Source organism: Geobacter benzoatilyticus (genome assembly GCF_017338855.1).
GTDB classification, from domain to species: domain Bacteria; phylum Desulfobacterota; class Desulfuromonadia; order Geobacterales; family Geobacteraceae; genus Geobacter; species Geobacter benzoatilyticus.
On record NZ_CP071382.1, the window covers coordinates 2913280 to 2931208 of the forward strand.

The 17929-nt window shown below is 51.5% G+C and carries 15 protein-coding genes; 9 read left to right on the top strand and 6 right to left on the bottom strand.

Features of this window, described 5'->3' with window-relative positions; genetic code table 11:
* The first annotated feature begins 1 nt into the window (after position 1).
* The 6 genes from JZM60_RS13445 (at position 2) to JZM60_RS13470 (ending at position 3510) form a co-directional block, all read left to right on the top strand.
* Complete coding sequence (locus tag JZM60_RS13445; protein WP_207162940.1) at positions 2-721, top strand: creatininase family protein; 720 nt, start codon at positions 2-4, stop codon at positions 719-721.
* A 122-nt stretch (positions 722-843) separates the two neighbouring features.
* Positions 844-1638, top strand: a complete 795-nt coding sequence (locus JZM60_RS13450) for a lamin tail domain-containing protein (RefSeq protein ID WP_207165606.1) — start codon at positions 844-846, stop codon at positions 1636-1638.
* Between the two features lie 330 nt (positions 1639-1968).
* The gene (locus tag JZM60_RS13455; protein WP_207162941.1) at positions 1969-2229 is read left to right on the top strand and encodes a helix-turn-helix transcriptional regulator; all 261 of its coding nucleotides are present in this window, start codon (positions 1969-1971) and stop codon (positions 2227-2229) included.
* Between the two features lie 5 nt (positions 2230-2234).
* Complete coding sequence (locus JZM60_RS13460; RefSeq protein WP_207162942.1) at positions 2235-2426, top strand: hypothetical protein; 192 nt, start codon at positions 2235-2237, stop codon at positions 2424-2426.
* Entirely contained in the window at positions 2423-2944 is a 522-nt protein-coding gene (locus JZM60_RS13465) for a hypothetical protein (protein WP_207162943.1), read from the top strand. The genes JZM60_RS13460 and JZM60_RS13465 overlap by 4 nt, the downstream gene beginning before the upstream one ends.
* 305 nt (positions 2945-3249) lie before the next feature.
* Complete coding sequence (locus tag JZM60_RS13470; RefSeq protein ID WP_207162944.1) at positions 3250-3510, top strand: hypothetical protein; 261 nt, start codon at positions 3250-3252, stop codon at positions 3508-3510.
* Positions 3511-3555: 45 nt separating this feature from the next.
* Here JZM60_RS13470 and JZM60_RS13475 read toward each other — a convergent pair whose 3' ends face one another.
* The 6 genes from JZM60_RS13475 to JZM60_RS13500 all read right to left on the bottom strand — a co-directional run bounded on the left by JZM60_RS13475 (position 3556) and on the right by JZM60_RS13500 (position 13235).
* Complete coding sequence (locus tag JZM60_RS13475) at positions 3556-3933, bottom strand: nucleoside phosphorylase-I family protein (protein WP_207162945.1); 378 nt, start codon at positions 3931-3933, stop codon at positions 3556-3558.
* Between the two features lie 189 nt (positions 3934-4122).
* The gene (acnB, locus tag JZM60_RS13480; protein ID WP_207162946.1) at positions 4123-6666 is read right to left on the bottom strand and encodes a bifunctional aconitate hydratase 2/2-methylisocitrate dehydratase; all 2544 of its coding nucleotides are present in this window, start codon (positions 6664-6666) and stop codon (positions 4123-4125) included.
* A gap of 222 nt (positions 6667-6888) precedes the next feature.
* Positions 6889-8130: a histidine--tRNA ligase gene (gene hisS, locus JZM60_RS13485; protein ID WP_207162947.1), complete on the bottom strand. Its 1242-nt coding sequence runs from the start codon at positions 8128-8130 to the stop codon at positions 6889-6891.
* A 44-nt stretch (positions 8131-8174) separates the two neighbouring features.
* Positions 8175-9554, bottom strand: a complete 1380-nt coding sequence (locus tag JZM60_RS13490) for a GGDEF domain-containing response regulator (protein ID WP_207162948.1) — start codon at positions 9552-9554, stop codon at positions 8175-8177.
* Positions 9555-9636: 82 nt separating this feature from the next.
* On the bottom strand, positions 9637-11994 hold the full coding sequence (locus tag JZM60_RS13495) for a DNA internalization-related competence protein ComEC/Rec2 (protein WP_241426432.1): 2358 nt from the start codon (positions 11992-11994) through the stop codon (positions 9637-9639).
* Between the two features lie 44 nt (positions 11995-12038).
* Positions 12039-13235, bottom strand: a complete 1197-nt coding sequence (locus JZM60_RS13500) for a hypothetical protein (RefSeq protein WP_207162950.1) — start codon at positions 13233-13235, stop codon at positions 12039-12041.
* 210 nt (positions 13236-13445) lie between these two features.
* Here JZM60_RS13500 and JZM60_RS13505 point away from each other — a divergent pair, with 210 nt between their 5' ends.
* The 3 genes from JZM60_RS13505 to JZM60_RS13515 all read left to right on the top strand — a co-directional run bounded on the left by JZM60_RS13505 (position 13446) and on the right by JZM60_RS13515 (position 17886).
* Positions 13446-14705, top strand: a complete 1260-nt coding sequence (locus JZM60_RS13505) for a sensor domain-containing diguanylate cyclase (protein ID WP_207162951.1) — start codon at positions 13446-13448, stop codon at positions 14703-14705.
* 155 nt (positions 14706-14860) lie between these two features.
* The gene (locus tag JZM60_RS13510; RefSeq protein ID WP_207162952.1) at positions 14861-16810 is read left to right on the top strand and encodes a response regulator; all 1950 of its coding nucleotides are present in this window, start codon (positions 14861-14863) and stop codon (positions 16808-16810) included.
* A gap of 20 nt (positions 16811-16830) precedes the next feature.
* On the top strand, positions 16831-17886 hold the full coding sequence (locus tag JZM60_RS13515) for an HD domain-containing phosphohydrolase (RefSeq protein WP_207162953.1): 1056 nt from the start codon (positions 16831-16833) through the stop codon (positions 17884-17886).
* Positions 17887-17929 lie beyond the last annotated feature (43 nt).

Sequence of the window (17929 nt, forward strand, 5' to 3'; positions counted from 1 at the left end):
TATGATTATCGAAACAATGACCATGGTGGAGTTCGAAGAAGGTCTAAAGCGAACAAGAACGGTTTTCGTACCCTTTGGGTCGGTTGAAGAGCATGGTTCGCATCTGCCGCTTTCCACCGATACGATCCAGGCCTATGAGGTCGGTAAAAAGGCGGCCTCGATGATACCGCTTTTTGTGGCCCCGCCGATTCACTACGGGTCCTGTCGTTCGACTTCTTGCCACCCGGGCACAATTTCCATCACTACCGCCACACTTAAAGCGCTCATGAAAGATATTGTGCGTTCGCTCCATATTCAGGGCATGAAAAATTTTGTCATACTGACCGGCCACGCGGGGGGAGCTCACCGCATGGCGCTTCAGGATGCCGGAGAGGAGTTGCTTCCAGAGATCCCTGAAATCAAAATTGCAGTTGTTACTGAATATGAACTTGCCTGCAAAGAAGGGAAGGGGATTATTGAAACAGAAGGCGATGCCCACGCCGGTGAAATTGAGACCTCACGTATAATGCACACGCATCCGCATCTGGTTAAGGGTATGGGAGAGCGTGAATTCCCGTCATTCCCCACGGGTATTTTGGTACGGAACAAGAGAAAATATTGGCAGAACGGCGTCTGGGGAGATCCTACCAAAGCAACCGCTAAAAAAGGGAAATCCCTGGAAGACCTGGTTGTAAATAAAATAGTTGAGCTGGTCAAGGTTCTGGAACAATTTAAGGATTAGGCGGTGTGTTCGGTGGGATTGCATAGACAAGGGCACAGTGAAACTCGGCCCTTTTGTCTAATGACTGTAAAATTTCTCGCAATATTGTTGAAAAATTTTACACTATCACCGCTTCGCATTTGATGCTGCAAAGTAATAATGTATGGAAATTCATAGGTTTTTGGATGGCATGGCATATGCATTTATGTGCTCTGGTTAATAATTCCAGAGAGGTTGCCATGAGCTCATCTATTACATTGCTACGACATTTATGCGCGACGGTTATTGTATTTATATTAGTGGCATTAGGTTCATTCGCATACGCATTTCCTGTAACGGAATTGTTTATTTCCGAATACATTGAGGGGACTTCGAACAATAAAGCTCTGGAAATCTATAATGGTACTGGAGCAGTCATTGATCTAGCTTCAGGCGGGTACAATATCCAGATGTTTTTCAATGGCCAGATGTCAGCGGGGTTAACCATAAACTTGACAGGCATGGTTGCTGATGGCGATGTGTATGTACTTGCCCAGTCTGGCGCTGACGCCATGATTCTTGCGCAATCTGATCAAACCAACGGATCAGGTTGGTATAACGGGGACGATGCCATAGTTTTAAGGAAAGGAACAGTGGTAATAGACTCGATTGGTCAAGTCGGCTTTGACCCTGGATCTGAATGGGGGACAGGCCTTACGAGTACCGCGGATAATACCTTAAGACGCAAACTTACTATTGTTAGTGGAGATCCAGATTCACTGGATTCATTTGATCCATTTTTAGAATGGGATGGATTCACGCAAAATACATTTACAGGTCTTGGATCACACGAAATTATTGCTCCCGTAATAACTCCAACTCCAGAACCATCAACTTGTTTACTTCTCGGGACCGGACTGTTTGGAGTGTTTCTCCTGGGCAGGAGCAGGAACAAATAACGCAAGTTACTGCCTAATCAAGCGCCGTGCTTCAGAATGACGCTTGGGCACAAAGAAGTTATTCTTGCGTTAGGGTGACAGTACTTAACATAATATATCTTATGGGACGTAAATTATCAGGGATGACAGCCGGGGGTTTGGGCTTGTTACTCGTTCGCAAAGTGAGACAGACCCCCATTGTATAACATGGGGGTAACTACGCCATTTGAAACAACATGACACAAGATGAAACAATTTGACACTGAGGGTGCTATGTCACGCAAGACCAATAAAAAGAGAAAAACGGTTCATCATTCCCCCCGGCCCGTATCGGGGGCAAGACGGGAAACCATGGACGACGTTAACGACCTCCTCAACGGGGTTGAATCCTCTCCCGTGGAAGAAACCGTCCCTGCTCCCGATGATATTCCTGCGGGGAATACTCTGCTGCTGACCGTGGCGGACCTCTGCGCCCTGCTTCAGATTTCCCGCTCTACCCTCTTCCGGATGGAAAAGGCCGGGAAGGTTCCGGGGCGTCTCTCTCTCGGTGGGCAAGTTCGGTACCACCGGGAAACGGTCGAAGCGTGGCTACGCTCCCAGGCAAAGGGGTAAGTACCATGACACGATTTAATGCCAATAATGGCGGTATGTTGGAAAGAAAGGTTAGCGTCCGTCTTGATGCTGACCGCTTCGCATTTCTGGAGGACTATGCAAGGCGTGAAGGTTATAGCGTCTCCCTTATCGTGCGGCACCTGGTCTGCCGTTTCGTGGAGGACCGGCGCAAGTATGCCGGGGTGAGAATGCCATGAGGGGGGCGAATTTGACGGGACAGGCTCCTCCGGCCCTGCCGGGGGTGCCTTTTCCCGTGGACTTTGACCGGCTCATATGGGATGCGGACCGGCTCTTCAATCCCCTCCATGGTGACAAGCTTCTGGATTTCCACGTTTCGGGGACAAAAGATGGCTACGTCTGCCTTTCCATAGCTCTTCCGGAAGGAATGACGCGGGGTTTCGTCTCCATGCTCGAATCCCTGTGCTGCTTCATGCGTGCGGTTGATATTAAATCTCGTTCGGCCTCGGCCTATGCCAAGGTCATGGACCCCGCCTTTCTCGAAGAACGGGAACGGCTCCACGAAGAGTTCAAGCGTGAGGTCTGCGCCCTCTTCGACGGGTTCACGTCTCAAGGGGTGGAGCGGAAAGAGGCAATCAAGCGCACCAATGCGGCCCTGAAGGCTTCCGGCTCCCCTTGGGCCACCTTCGATACGGTTCAATGGGTTCTGAGGTCCTGTGGGCGCTTTCGGAGGGCAAAGGTCCAAGGCTGTCCATAGGGGAATGAGCGAAGCGAAAAGGGGACGCGGCGACAAAGCGAGCCGCAAGGCGGACCCGTTCCCCTGTGGACAGCCTGGGAAAGAGGGGTGATGCGAAGCGAAAGTTTTTGACGTACAATCATCTTCGGGTGTCCGACGGGAACAAGTCGGCTCCGTGGGTAAGGGGAAGCTATATTCCCCTGCAATTTCAGTTAACTGAAGTATATCTTATGGGACGTTAAATTCTTAAAATGCTGGACGGCATCTCTTCCCTAAAGTATCCTGTGTCAAAGACATACTTACATATCAATCCAAAGGGGAATGTTATGCTGAAGGAGGATGTTGGATCTGAGCTTTACAAGACATGGAGTAATACGCAACGGCGGGATGAAATCTCCAAGTTGGTTCAGGGGTATCGGTCAGGTCTGCCGGCTTCCATGTTGTGCAAAATTTCGGAAAGCATTGCTGGTAACCGGAAACGGGCTCGAAAATACCTCTTCGAAATGATGACACCTGATGAGCGGATGGTCGCGGCGAACAGCGAATCCGGTGAAATGATGACATTTGTTCGCGAATATCTGCTATAGCGCTTGTTTGAACTTTCGATAATTTTTCACGTATTATATAAAGCTTTACTTTAAAGTGATTGGTGTAACTCTTTTAAAGGCTTGCATAATAAGCCGAGCGACATCAAGCAATTGCTGTCGGTAGTCGTCGAGAAACACGCCGGTGGCCCTTTGGTTGATTATCATGCATACCACGGCGGCGCGATACCCGAGTCCCCCCAGAATGTGAAGGAAAAATTCTGCCTCCATTTCCATATTATGCACTGTAAGTCCGGTGCTACCGCAGTCCAGTCGTTCGCGAACATCCAGAAGGTTCACATGGGTGGTGCGTATGCGCGCCACCCCCCTCCCCTGTTCTGCAAAATAACCGGCACTGGAAAAGATTAGTCCCTGTGATGACGGCACTGATGACACTGAGGCTTTGGTGGCCAGGGCCGCCAGCATATGACGGTCTGCCTTAGCTTTCGGTCATTTGCTTACTTCTCTGTAAATGAAATAATGGCAAGTTTCGATAAATGGGCTTCGTGATGCTTCAATAAAAAATAAGACCCTCGCCCGGGCAAGCCCGAAAGGGGGTCTTATTTCATGCTTTTAACATCAATGCCTCATGATTTCAGCAAGAGGCGCAGAAACTTACTTGTACTCGGGCATCTCGTCGAACTGGAGATACTTGTAAACAACATCCTTCTTAGGTTCAACCTTTTCTTTGTATGCTGCCATAAACTCAGCAACAGTAGGCAGTTTGCCCAAGGTTGCGGTTACTGCACCCAATTCGGCGGAACCGAGGAATACTTTGGCGCCGTCACCGATCCGGTCGTCAAAGTTCCGGGTAGAAGTAGAGAACATATTGACACCATCGGGCACGCGGGCTTGGTTACCCATGCAGAGGGAGCAACCGGCGATTTCGATCCTAGCTCCGAAGGCGCTGTAGACAGAGAAGTATGCTTCGTCCTTTAGCTGCTGCTGATCCATACGGGTCGGCGGGCAGATCCAGGTGCGGACGCTCGGGTTGAACTTAAGGCCGCGCCAGATTTCGGCTGCAGCACGGAAGTGACCGATGTTGGTCATGCAGGAGCCGAGGAAGACGTCTTGGATCGGAGTGCCGGCAACTTCGGACAGGAGCTTCACGTCATCCGGGTCGTTGGGGCAGGCCAGAATCGGCTCGGTGATTTCAGCAAGGTCGATTTCAATGACGTCTGCATAGGCGCCGGTTTCGACAGCGTTCTTGTCGGCTTCGAGGAGTTGTGGGGTCTTCAGCCATTCGTTGACGGCGTCGATGCGGTTCTGGAGGGTCTGGGCATCCTGGTAGCCGTCAGCAATCATTTTCTTCATCAGTGCCACGTTGGAGCGGAGGTAGGTGGCCACGCTCTCTTTGGAGAGCTGGATGCAGCCGGCGGCGGCGGAGCGCTCGGCAGCGGCGTCGGTAAGCTCGAAGGCCTGCTCCACAGTCAGCTCGGGAAGCCCTTCCATCTCGAGGATGCGGCCGTTGAAGATGTTGATCTTGTTCTTCTTGGGAACAGTCAGCTTGCCTTGCTTGATGGCCCAGTAGGGGATGGCGTTGACCGCGTCGCGAAGGGTGATGCCGGGGTTGAGTTTGCCCTTGAAGCGGACCAGGACCGACTCGGGCATATCAAGCGGCATGAAGCCCATGGCACCGGCGAAGGCCACTAGGCCGGAACCGGCCGGGAAGCTGATGCCGATGGGGAAGCGGGTGTGGGAGTCGCCGCCGGTACCCACGGTGTCGGGGAGGAGCAGGCGGTTCAGCCAGGAGTGAATAACACCGTCGCCCGGCTTGAGGGGTACGCCGCACCGCTCGATGATGAAGCCGGGAAGATTCTTGTGCATTTTTACGTCAGCCGGCTTCGGATAGGCAGCGGTATGGCAGAAGGACTGCATGAACATCGGCGAGAGGAACTTGAGGCAGGCCAGTTCCTTGAGTTCGTCGGCGGTCATGGGGCCGGTGGTGTCCTGGGAACCTACAGTGGTCATCTTTGGCTCGCAGGCAGTACCGGGAAGCACACCGGTAACGCCACAGGCCTTGCCGACCATCTTCTGGGCAAGTGAATAGCCCTGGCCAGCTTTTGGCTGGGGGTTGACCGGCTTGGTGAATACGTCGGTGTCGCCGAGGCCGAGGGCCTTGCGGGCCTTTTCAGTCACAGCGCGGCCAATGATGAGCGGAATGCGGCCACCGGCCCGGAACTCGTCGGCCAGCGTGTTGGGGCTGATCTTGAAGGTAGAGATAACCTCCCCTTTTTCGTTGGAAATTTCGCCTTTTGCAGTGTTGATGGTGATAATGTCACCATCATTCATGTTGGTAACATCAGCCTTAAGGGGGAGCGCACCGGAATCCTGGGCCGTGTTGAAGAAAATCGGAGCGATTACACCGCCAATGATGACGCCGGCGGTCTTTTTGTTGGGAACTGCAGGAATCTCCTGCCCCATGTGCCACAGCACGCTGTTGCAGGCGGATTTGCGGGAGGAACCGGTGCCGACGACGTCACCGACAAAGGCAACCTGGTGACCAGCAGCCCGCCAATCGGCGATATCTTTCAGACGGTTCGGGAAGCGGGTTTTGCCCATAGCCAGTGCGTGAAGAGGGATATCGGGACGGCTCCATGCATCGCCGGCCGGGGAGAAGTCGTCAGTATTGATCTCGCCTTCTACCTTGAACACCTTGACTTTGATGGTTTCAGGCAGGCCCGGGCGGTTTGTAAACCACTCAGCGTTTGCCCAGGACTCGAGAACTTTCTTTGCAGCCGCGTTGCTCTTGGAAAGTTCCACAACCTGATCGAATCCGCCATATACCAAAGTCAGGCCGCAGAGCGCACATGCGGCTTCATCGGCCAGTTCGGCATCCTTGAGTGCTTCAACCAGAGGATCAACGTTGTAACCGCCAATCATTGTACCGAGAATGCGGATGGCATCTACCTTGGAAACCAACGGTGATTTCTTGGTTCCCTTGACGATCTCTGCCAGGAATGCTGCCTTTACTTTGGCAGCAGGATCAACCCCCGGAGAAACGCGCTCCTTTAACAGGTTAAGGAGGAAACCCTCTTTGCCGGCAGGAGGGGCTTCCATTAGTTTGCACAGTTCAGTGGCCTGCTCAGGGTTGAGCGGCAGCGCCGGGATACCCTGCGCCTGGCGTTCGGCTTCGTGGGCGAGATAGGCTTCAATCATGTTCCATTCCTCCTGTAGTTTTACTTCTGAATCAATCGTTATTTCGAGATGTTGACGCGATAACAATACGTGGGCGAAATGGATACTGTATACAATTTTTGTGGTGGGTTGTCAATTGCTTAAGTGGAGTTTATGAAAAGGAACATGAAGGAATATAAACATCGAAGGGGGAGTAAAGCGCATTCCGCACCACTCCCCCTTCGATGTTTTCGGTGGGGATCGTTACTTTACTTGGTCTGCAATGGCTTCGATGGCCAGATGTACGTCAGACTGGCTGCCTGTGTCCATGGCCTTAAGCGTTGCCCGTCGGTTTGCCAGCTCATCACTTCCTATGATGAGGGTGAAGCGGGAGTTGAATTTATCTGAGCGGCGCATCTGACTTTTGAGGCTCTTTCCCTCGTAGTCCATTTCTACTGATATACCGAGGCGTTGAAGGCCGCACATGAGTCTGAATGCCTCATCCTGGGCTTCGGAACCCAGGGCGGCGATGAAGAGATCGGGGCGTTGAGCGAACTTCTGTTCACCAAGGAGCAGAGCGACCCTTTCAACCCCCATGGCAAAACCGATGCCGGGAATTGCAGGTCCCCCCAGATCGGCAATAAGTCCGTCGTAACGTCCTCCGGCCGCCACGGCGCTCTGGGCGCCGAGGAGTCCCGTGACCAGTTCGAAGGTGGTGCGGGTGTAATAGTCAAGGCCGCGCACCATCCTGTTATTTATGCTGTATGGGGTGCCGGCGCGTTCCAGGTGGCGGCGGGTGGCGGCGAAGTGGTCGTCGCAACCGGCGCAGAGGTGGTCCAGCACGGCCGGTGCATTGGCGGTGGCCTCCCGGCAGTGTGGAGACTTGCAGTCTAATGCCCTGAGAGGATTCGTTTCGTAGCGCCTTTTGCAGTCATCGCAAAGTTGGTCAAGACGTTCGCGGAGATAATTTTTAAGCGCTTCGCGATAAACTGGCCGGCACTCGGGGCAGCCAAGGGAGTTTATCTGGAGCGTTGGTTCCGTCAATCCAAGCTCTGCAAAAAAATGACAGAGCATCGTTAGAACCTGGGCGTCCACCTTGGGGTCGGTGACGCCGGTAACTTCCGCGCCTATTTGGTGAAACTGCCGGTAACGCCCTTTTTGGGGACGTTCATAGCGAAACATGGGGCCCATATAATACAGCTTTGACACCGGATCCTGCGCATAGAGCTTGTGTTCGATATAAGCCCGCATGACGCTTGCGGTCCCTTCGGGGCGCATGGTTACGGCATTTTCGCCTTTGTCGACAAAGGAATACATCTCCTTTTCAACAATGTCGGTGGTGTCGCCAATGGAACGGCAAAAGAGTTCCGTTTTTTCAAGAATCGGAATGCGAATCTCCGAATAGCCATAAAGTCCGAATACCCGACGTGCGGTCGATTCGATATGTTGCCACCGCTCAACCTCCCCGGGCAGTATATCATTGAAACCCTTGATGCCAGTAATCATGTACTTACCTGCTCCTTGTCATTGCTGCGTGTCAGCTGGAATATTCAGCGGATTGCCGTTGCTCTGAATACGCAATTTTTCCCTTCTTCCTTACCTTTGTACATCGCTTTGTCGGCCAGTTCGAGAAGTTCAAGTTTTGATTGAGTGTCGGCTGGATAACAGGCATATCCCAGACTTGCGGTCAGGCGGATATTGAGGCCTTCAGTTGCCTGGAAGGTGTGATCTTCAATGGAGCGCCGAATCCGTTCGGCTACGGTAGCGGCTCCCTTTTCTCCCGTTTCCACAAGCATGACCGTAAACTCATCGCCACCGTAACGTATAACGATATCTACTTCACGGACCGATTTCTTGAGAAGCATACCTACTTCGGTAAGTACCTGGCTTCCAACCAGATGTCCATGTATGTCATTGACTCCCTTGAAGAAATCCAGATCTATAAAGATCATCGACACCGTCGAGCCGAACCTGTCGGCCCTTTTAAGTTCGCGTTCAAGGGAGATGTCCAGGTAGCGGTAGTTGAAAAGTCCTGTCAATTCATCGATATAAAGCATGTCCTTGGCACTTGAGTAACGGGCGGCGTTCTCGAATGCAAGAGTTGACTGTTCCAGAAGGAAGTGAATGCTCTTGAGTTTGAAATCACCGGGGAGTTGCTGCCCGGGATTGTTAAAGATGACAACGACACCGAGGATATCGGTTTTAGACCGGATAATCATAAGGAGAGCTTCGTCGAGATCTAAGCCACTGAAGTCCCCTCCCGTTGCAAAAGAGGATACTTTTATTTTTTTAAGAGTCGGAGCATTTATATCCTCAAGGTTTACGTTTTTTCGAATTAATTCGGCAAGATTTTGGGCGATATCTTCGTTGAATCCCTCAAAATCTTTCAGAAGCAGATTCTCGTCCTTCTGGCGGAATAATCCAATGGCCCTGGAGGCCCTGACCTCTTTTGTCAGTGACTCCACAACTACAGTCGATAATCGCTCGATATCAATGCAGTTGGCGATATTCTGCCCCACTTGAAATAAGTTCAGAAGTTCCTTTAATTCATAGTTTTCATTTATCAGACGGCGCTGTTCGAAGCAGAGAGCAACGGTATGCTTGAATTCATCGTGATTGAACGGTTTAAGGAGGTAGTCGCGTGCACCGCCTTTGAGGGCAAAAACGGCTGATTCAACGTTGGCGTGTCCCGTAACTATAATCACGTCTACAGTGGGAGCCTGTATTTTTACCCTAGCAAGAAGATCGATGCCGCCCATGCCGGGCAAGACGAGATCGGTAATCACAAGCTGATAATCATTTTGTTCGAGAAGATCCAGCGCTTTGGCCCCGGAGGCCACGGTGTCAACCTCGTACCCTTCTTCCCTGAGAAGGTCGATATACAACTGCCGAAAGAAGCGGTCATCGTCGACGACAAGGATTTTTTCCATAAAATGGAGACTCCGAATCAGGCAAAATGGCACAATACCCGTGAATTAAGTCCTAAAACTATCAGGTAAAATGAGGTTTTTGTCAATGAAAATGCCCGTCTGAATAGGTTCGGATACTATATCCTTTCCCATCGCTGGTGACTTCTACAGTCCCGTGCAGGTCGGTGCGAAACACAGAAATTCCGCGTTGATGGAGTCTTGAAATGGTCTCGGGTGATGGGAGGCCGAAACTGTTTCCGGCACCAGCCGAAATGAACGCCACTAGGGGTGAAGCAACATCGAGGAGCATTGGTGTAGTGGAGTGGCGGCTGCCGTGATGGGGGACCTTAAGCACTGTGCAACCAAGCTTGCCCGGATCTCTCAGGAGCATCTTTTCCCCACAATGACCGATGTCTCCAGTAAACAGCATGCTGAACTCTCCGTAGATAAGTTTGAATACAAGTGAGTTGTCGTTCTGGTCGCTGTTGCATCCGAGCGTATCCGGAGCCGGAGCCAGAGGGGTGATTTTGACGTTGCCCATGGTACATGACGGTGTCGCTGAAGTGATATTGCGGACCGGAACCCCCTGGCCGGCAAGAATCGACCGCAATTTTGCATGGTCTCCGACTGGCTCTTCGATGCCGCTTTCCCAGAATTCGCCAATGGGAAACAGTTCAGCAAGGGAAATGAGCCCTTTTAAATGGTCTGGATGGGGATGAGAAAGAACGACAATATCGAGCCGGTCAACTCCCATGCTCCATAGGGCCGGGGCCAGATATCGAGTCCCTGTGTCCATACCATCATCCCTGAGCGAGCCGCCACCGTCCACTAGCATGTGTCTGCCATCGGGGAAGGTGATCAGTGTGGATTCCCCTTGTCCGATGCTGAAGAAGGTAATTCTAAGCATTCTGTTCGAATTTGCGCCTGCCGGAATATGGAGCATGAAAAGCGTTGCAATGGCCAGTAAACAGACGGAATAACGCATTCTATATGTCTTGACGAGCGTGAGGGCAAGCAATGCCGGATAAAACACTGAAAGATCGAGAAGCGAAACGCTCCGCAGCGGTAAAGGAGGAATTCCGGCAATTATTTCAATCAGAGACCCGGATAGCCTGACAAGCCAGGCCGCTATCCCGAGAAGGAAGTGCGCGGCATCTGGGGCTAAATGAATCAGCGGCAGCGAGGCAAATCCAGTCACCACAGCGCCATATCCCAAAAGCGGAACCGCCACGAAATTTCCGATTAACCCGGCGACCGATGTGCGGTGAAACATGTGCGCAACTGGCAAAAGGGTTACGGTAATGGCTGCGGCAGATGCGGCAACAAACAGAAGCAGATTCTTCAGTTTGGTGTTATTGATGCTGGAAAACGGCTCCATGAAGAGCGGCGTAAGGATTATCAATCCCCATATGGCAAGGAACGAGAGTTGAAACGAGATATCGAAAAGCGTCTGGGGAGTGAATATAAGGATGCTGAATGCAGCTGCCGTCAGCGTATTGATGGGGTCCGTTTCCCGTTCGAGAAGAAGGGCAATGGTAGCAATGGCAATCATGATAACTGATCGGACCGTTGCCGGAGCCAAACCTGCTATGTAGAGATAGAAAACAACCGGGGGAAGTGCAACAAGAAGGACGGTGCGCCTCAGGTTCAGGCCCAGAGCGAGAATTTCCGATCTGGCAAGCAGTTTCAAGAGCAGGTAATAGATGGTGACGGCGATAATGCCGATATGAAATCCGGAGATAGAAAGAATGTGATTGACTCCGGCACGGGCATAGATTTCCTCAGTCCTTTTGTTGACGTAGCCCCGTTCGCCCACCAGAATAGCCCTGAGAATACCGCCTTCGACGGGGAAACGTTTGCCGATAAAATCGCCTAGTTCTCCTGCAAGGCTGTCGAACCGGCGCTGAAAAGGATATGCTGCCGCTTCGCGCATAAGCAGGATGTTGTCATTGCTCAAAACCGACGCAGTAACATAAATCTGGCGGTACGCCAGATAGCGGCGATAATCGAACTCTCCCGGAAGCCCCAGATTCGTCGGCTGCCGGAGCCGGGCGGCCAGCCGCACCCTGTCGCCGGTCAGGATATTCCCCCTACCCTCCCGTATGTGAACCAGAAGGCGCCCTTCGACTGGAATGGCTTTTCCGTCACGGAAAACCCGCTCGGCAGCAATAACGAATCTCATTCCCTCATCCTTGGCTTCCGGGCGGGTTGCAACGATTCCTTCCAAGGTAACCGGGACGTGTGATACGAAACGAACGAGATGATTCGACGGGTATGATGGGCGGAGAAACGGTTGGAGGGCTGCGTTACCCCAGGCGAAGAAGAATGCGGTGAGGAAGAACAAAAACGGCATGCGACTTCTAAGAATCGCACATGCCAGCATTACAATCAGCAGAATTGGCAGCAGGTAAGGCGTTAGAAAAATATTCAGGTGATGGGCGGATAAGAGCCCCCCTACCATGCCGAGAAGTGGGAGAATAAGAGGCCTGGAGGTCACCCCGCCCCCTAGCGTGCAGGGATAAGGCGCCCCAGGTCCTTCCGGAGCTGGTCTTCGAGCTCGGCACGAGACAGCGTTGATGACGGATTTTTACCAACCAGGCCCAGTGCTGCCAGATAGTCCTGTTGGGATGACTTGTGGGCTGTGAGTTCAACAACGTCGGCACCGCCAAGGGGGGGAAGCTCTATTTTAAATACATGGGTGCCTCTGGATAGACGCGCTACGCCCAGGTCATACCAGTAAAGATATGGTTTTCCATCCCACTGTTTCCGGACTCCGTTGAAATCGGTGATAAATGTAGAGCCAAGAAGGCGGACGCGGAGAGCGTATATCCCGTTTGCCGCTACGTCGATCGGAAGTTCCAGGACAGCGCCGTTTGCCCCTGCCCTAACCCATGACGCCGCGGTATGGGCACCTAGATAATTTATGTTGGTTTCAGAAACCGCAGGCGGAAGCTTCTTTATGCTCTTGAAGGCTACTATTTCAGGCTTTGCGGCCTGAACCGCCGGAAAGTTTTTTTCCAGATTAAGGACCGTAGCCATGGTTTCCGCGTAGTCGCCCCAAGACAGAGGGGTATCGGGCCGCCAGCCTCCAAGAGGCTCAATGGCCGGAAAGTCTCCAACTGCATTAAGGATGAGGGCATCAACTCCCCCTTCGGGAGGCAGCATCACTGAAATCTCCTGTTTTCCCCCATTAAGGGTTATCGTCCCCGCTTCTTTCTCCCGCAGGCTACCGCCGGTATTCACTGTGAAATCTTTGCCACCCGCATACCAATGCTGTCCATCTCCTTTGGAGACAACACTCAGAAGGTACTCACCGCCTCGCGGAAGAAAGACCGTGAAGCGAACCGTGGTGGGGGCAGCAGTTCCACTAAGCCAGCCGGAGCCCGAAAACGGCCCATAAAGCGGATAGTTTCTGACGGTTACACTATCTCCTTCGATGTTAAAAAAATCTTCAGCCTCAAAGCGGAATGAGTGCTTGCCGCTCAGCACGGCCAGGTAATCGGATATTTTCGGTTCTTCGGGGACTCCGGACTTCCAGCCGAGTTCACTCACCAGATATGACGCAAATTCTCCCTGGGAAACAACATGTGTCGAAACAGGTTCGGCCTTTGGAGTGCCGCAAATGAGCAGTACCATCACGATGGCCGCCAAAACAGCCGTCAACAGCGATTTCGAAAGAATTGCCGGTTTCGATTCGATCATGATCACCCCTCAACTCGTTAAAATCTGATGCTGATTCGTATATCACAGGCACTCATATTTGCCAATCGGCACGTCCGGTGTTATTAGTATAATCAATATATTTATTAACGGAGTCTTCACAATAACCATTATCTCCTGCGCCTCAGAAAGGTATGGTACAATTTCCCAAGTTTTTAACGAGACGCCTTTATACCGCCTTGGAGAGATCACGTGACCCCCTCATTGCGCGTACTTATAATTGAAGACTCTGAAGACGACTGTTTTTTCCTCGTCCGGGCTTTAAAAAAAGAATATGACATCACCTATGAAAGAGTCGACGCGGAAGCCCCCCTGCGAGACATTCTCACCGGTGAACAGTGGGATATAGTTCTGTCCGACTATTTCATGCCTCAATTTGATGCCTTGGCAGCTCTCACGGTTCTTCAGGAGTTGGAACTGGATCTTCCATTTATCATCGTGTCCGGCAGGATCGGTGAAATTGAAGCGGTCAAGGCAATGAAGGCCGGTGCCCACGACTATATAATGAAAGGTGATTTTACCCGCCTGATGCCTGCCATACGCCGGGAATTGCGCGAAGCCGCAATACGGGAAGAACGGCGTAAGGCGGAAAGGGACTTAAGGGAACAGCTCCATTTCAGGCAAGTACTGATAGACTCTATCCCCGCGCCTATATTTTTCAAAAACAACGATGGAATTTTTCTTGGCTGCAACAAGGCATTCGAGTCGTTTTCCGGATTACCCCAGAGCGAGATAGTAGGTAAATCAATGGCGGATATTGCTCCGTCCAGCCTTGCCGACCGTTTTTCTGAAACTGACAATGAATTGTTCCGTCACGGTGGCACCCAAATTTATGAGAGCACCATCTCTTTTGCCAATGGGACACTGCACGACGTAATATTTTACAAAGCTACTTTCAATAATATCGACAACACGCCCGGTGGGCTCGTGGGCACAATCCTCGATATAACCGAACGTAAACAGACGGAAGAAAAACTTCGCTACATGAGTACCCACGACCCTCTGACCGGCCTCTACAACCGGGGATATTTCCAGGAGGAGCTGGAGCGGCTCGAATTGGGGCGCCAGTTTCCGGTGAGCATTGTGGTTAGCGACATTGACAAGCTCAAATACGTCAATGACACTCTTGGGCATGCCGAAGGAGATGATCTGATAACCCGTGCTGCCTTGATGCTTAAAGGAGCTTTCCGCGCCGAGGATGTCGTGGCGCGTATCGGAGGCGATGAATTCGCCGTTTTACTTCCCAGCGCCGATGCCGGGGTTGTTGAAGATGCCCTCAGCCGTGTGCTGACGAAGATCGAGGCAAGCAACGCTACCGGCGTATCCTTTCCGCTCAGCATGTCATTCGGCGCGGCCACCGCCTCGAAAGGAGAACGGCTGGAAGAGACCCTGAAGCTTGCCGATAAAAGGATGTACGAGCAAAAATTCAAAAAAACTCGCACTCCAGCCTGAATTTCCCCAACCACTTCACCGTCATTACGGAAAAATGAATTAAAGAACTACTCTGGATAATTTTCGGCATACCATTAAACTTTCATAGTGAACTGCCGATAAGAACTGAAGGGTAGTGACGTAATAAATTCTCCGGTTTGGAATCGGAACATGGGATGACTGTGGTGGCGGCCCCTTCTTTGCGAGTCCTTATAGTTGATGATTCTCCTCTTGATACCGACCTTATCGTGTATGAGCTCGGCAGCAGTTTCACGCTCTCTTTTCTTAGAGTAGATACCGCTGAGCAGATGCTCGATGCTCTCGCTGCTTCCACTTGGGATATTGTTATTTCCGACTACGTCATGCCCACGTTCAGTGGACTTGACGCCATAGCTCTTCTGAGGAGCAACGGTTACTCCCTCCCGATTATCATTGTCTCCGGAGTGATTGGAGAACATGCCGCAGTCGAAACCATGCGTGCCGGCGCCAGCGACTATATTGTCAAAGATAATCTTGTACGACTGGTCCCGGCCGTCCGGCGGGAACTTGAAGAGTCAATAGTAAGGTGCCAGAAAAAACAGGCTGAGGATGAACTGCGTAAACTTTCCCATGCGGTAACACAGAGCCCTGTTTCCATCATTATAACTGACCAAAATGGCACGATAGAATACGTCAATCCCAAATTTACCCAGATAACAGGCTACAACGCAGATGAAGTTTTGGGGAAAAATCCACGCATTCTCAAATCCGGCGAGATTTCCGACATTGGGTACCGGAATCTATGGGAAACGATAACTTCCGGCCACGAATGGCACGGAGAAATGATCAACAAGAAAAAGAATGGTGAACTCTTTTGGGAAAAAGTGTGCATATCGCCAATCCGTAATTCTGATGGCGTCATAACACATTTTATGGGCATAAAAGAGGATATCAGCGACCATCGGCAAACCGAACAGGAACACCGGCAGGCCATGGCCCAACTCCGGCAGGCACAAAAAATGGAAGCAATCGGGCAGCTTGCGGGGGGCGTTGCCCATGATTTCAATAATCTCCTCACCATCATCAACGGCTACAGCACTCTTCTTCTCCATGAAATGCCCGCCGATAATCCATTCCGCGCAGAAGTAGAGCAAATCCTAAAAGCCGGGGAACGTGCCGCTGACCTCACCCACCAGCTCCTTGCCTTCAGTCGCCGTCAGGTGCTTGAACCTAAGGTAATAAGCATTAACTACCTGGTCAGGAACCTGGAAAAGATGCTCAAGAGGCTAATCAGAGAGAACATTGTCCTGGAGACTCGCCTTTCTGACTGCCTTGGCGTTGTGAAGGCAGATCCGGGGCAAGTGGAACAGATATTAATGAACTTGCTGGTTAATGCCCGGGACGCATTGGAAGATGGCGGTGTAATAACCATCGAAACAGCGAACTCTGTTCTGGACCGGGCATTTATCAATGAAAACCCCGGGGCCGTTGAGGGAAGTTACGTCATGTTGGCCGTACATGATAACGGAGTCGGCATGACTCAAGAAACAAAGCGAAAGATCTTCGAACCTTTTTTCACTACCAAAAAACAGGGTAAGGGCACTGGACTCGGGCTTGCGACGGTTTACGGCATCGTAAAACAGAGCGGCGGCTATATCCAGGTCGTCAGTGAACCCGGCCAGGGGGCATCATTCCGGGTATATCTCCCGCAAGTTGATTCTCAAACCGATAAAGAAGAGACTTGTGTCACCGAAGAGGTGTCAACGGGGACTGGAACCATCCTGATTGTTGAAGACGAAGCGGGAGTATTGAATCTCGCGGTCCGAACCCTGAGCCGCCGGGGATACACGGTACTTCAGGCGACTTCACCATCTGAGGCCAGTGAAATTTTTGATTCGAACCTGCATCTGATCGACCTCGTACTCTCCGACGTCATCATGCCGGAGAAAAACGGCCCGGCACTAATGCGAGAATTCAGGGAAAAACGCCCTGATATCAAAATATTGTTTATGTCGGGCTATACGGATGATACGATATTGCCGCAAGAGATTACCAATGAACGGATAGCTTTCATCAACAAACCCTTCACGCCTGATGTACTGGTCGGACGGGTGCGGGATGAACTCGAAAAACGGCTGAATCCATAAACCGCCAGAGAGGAATTGCCGTGCAAGCTACCATCCTTACTGTCGATGATGAAGAGATGATAAGAGAACTCATAGTCTCTGCCCTATCCCGTGAGGGGTACCGCTGCTTTCAGGCCGGCAGTGCAGACGATGCCCGATTAATTCTTCAGAACAACAAAATAGACCTTACAATTCTCGACATCATGATGCCGGGGCGATCCGGTGTAGATTTTCTTGAAGAGCTCAAGGCCCTGAGTCCTGAAACCGTGGTGCTTATGGTAACAGCCATAAGTGATACGGAAACGGCCATGAATTGCATCCATCTCGGCGCCGACGATTATATTCTCAAGCCTTTTGACGTGGACCGCGTGCTCCTGACGATTCGCAACTCGCTGGAGAAGCAGCGTTTACTCATGGAGAATCGGGAATACCAGACAAATCTGGAGAAAAAGGTAGAAGAACAGACTCGCCAGATTCGCACTGCAATGGAAGATCTCAACCTTGCCTATAACCACACCCTGACCGCTCTGGTACGGGCCCTGGATGCCCGCGAAAAGGAAACGGGTTCCCACTCGGAACGGGTCATGAGTTACACGATGCTCCTTGGTGAAACCATGGGGATTTCCGGAAAGGATTTGTACGTCATGGCACGGGGGGCGCTGCTGCATGATATCGGTAAGATCGGCATTTCCGATAATATCCTCCTCAAACCCAGCAAACTCGATGCATCCGAATGGAGGGAAATGAAGCGTCACCCCCAACTTGGTTACGATATTCTATCGGGCATAAAGTTTCTCAAGGAGCAAGCAGACATGGTGTTGGCTCACCACGAGTGGTTTGACGGAACCGGCTACCCCAATGGGCTCGCAAGGCACAATATCCCCCTTCCCGCCCGCATTTTCTCCGTTGTCGATACCTTGGATGCCATGACATCCGACCGGCCATACCGCAAGGCGCTCCCCTTCGAAGCCGTAGTCAGTGAAATGAACCGTTGCAGGGGAACTCAGTTCGATCCGGAAATTGTCGATATTTTCCTCTCTATTCCTCGTCAGCGTTGGGAAGAAATCGGTAATATAAATTTCATCCGCAACACCTAGCGCAGTTATTATCTAATCAGTCGTAATGACATAAAAAAACCGC

Coding starts and splice junctions, on each gene's coding strand:
- JZM60_RS13495 (WP_241426432.1), bottom strand. CDS start 11,994: ATGGTAGGGGGGCTCTTATCCGCCCATCACCTGAATATTTTTCTAACG.
- hisS (WP_207162947.1), bottom strand. CDS start 8,130: ATGATTACTGGCATCAAGGGTTTCAATGATATACTGCCCGGGGAGGTT.
- acnB (WP_207162946.1), bottom strand. CDS start 6,666: ATGATTGAAGCCTATCTCGCCCACGAAGCCGAACGCCAGGCGCAGGGT.
- JZM60_RS13445 (WP_207162940.1), top strand. CDS start 2: ATGATTATCGAAACAATGACCATGGTGGAGTTCGAAGAAGGTCTAAAG.
- JZM60_RS13510 (WP_207162952.1), top strand. CDS start 14,861: ATGACTGTGGTGGCGGCCCCTTCTTTGCGAGTCCTTATAGTTGATGAT.
- JZM60_RS13450 (WP_207165606.1), top strand. CDS start 844: ATGCTGCAAAGTAATAATGTATGGAAATTCATAGGTTTTTGGATGGCA.
- JZM60_RS13500 (WP_207162950.1), bottom strand. CDS start 13,235: ATGATCGAATCGAAACCGGCAATTCTTTCGAAATCGCTGTTGACGGCT.
- JZM60_RS13460 (WP_207162942.1), top strand. CDS start 2,235: ATGACACGATTTAATGCCAATAATGGCGGTATGTTGGAAAGAAAGGTT.
- JZM60_RS13455 (WP_207162941.1), top strand. CDS start 1,969: ATGGACGACGTTAACGACCTCCTCAACGGGGTTGAATCCTCTCCCGTG.
- JZM60_RS13475 (WP_207162945.1), bottom strand. CDS start 3,933: ATGCTGGCGGCCCTGGCCACCAAAGCCTCAGTGTCATCAGTGCCGTCA.
- JZM60_RS13465 (WP_207162943.1), top strand. CDS start 2,423: ATGAGGGGGGCGAATTTGACGGGACAGGCTCCTCCGGCCCTGCCGGGG.
- JZM60_RS13470 (WP_207162944.1), top strand. CDS start 3,250: ATGCTGAAGGAGGATGTTGGATCTGAGCTTTACAAGACATGGAGTAAT.
- JZM60_RS13490 (WP_207162948.1), bottom strand. CDS start 9,554: ATGGAAAAAATCCTTGTCGTCGACGATGACCGCTTCTTTCGGCAGTTG.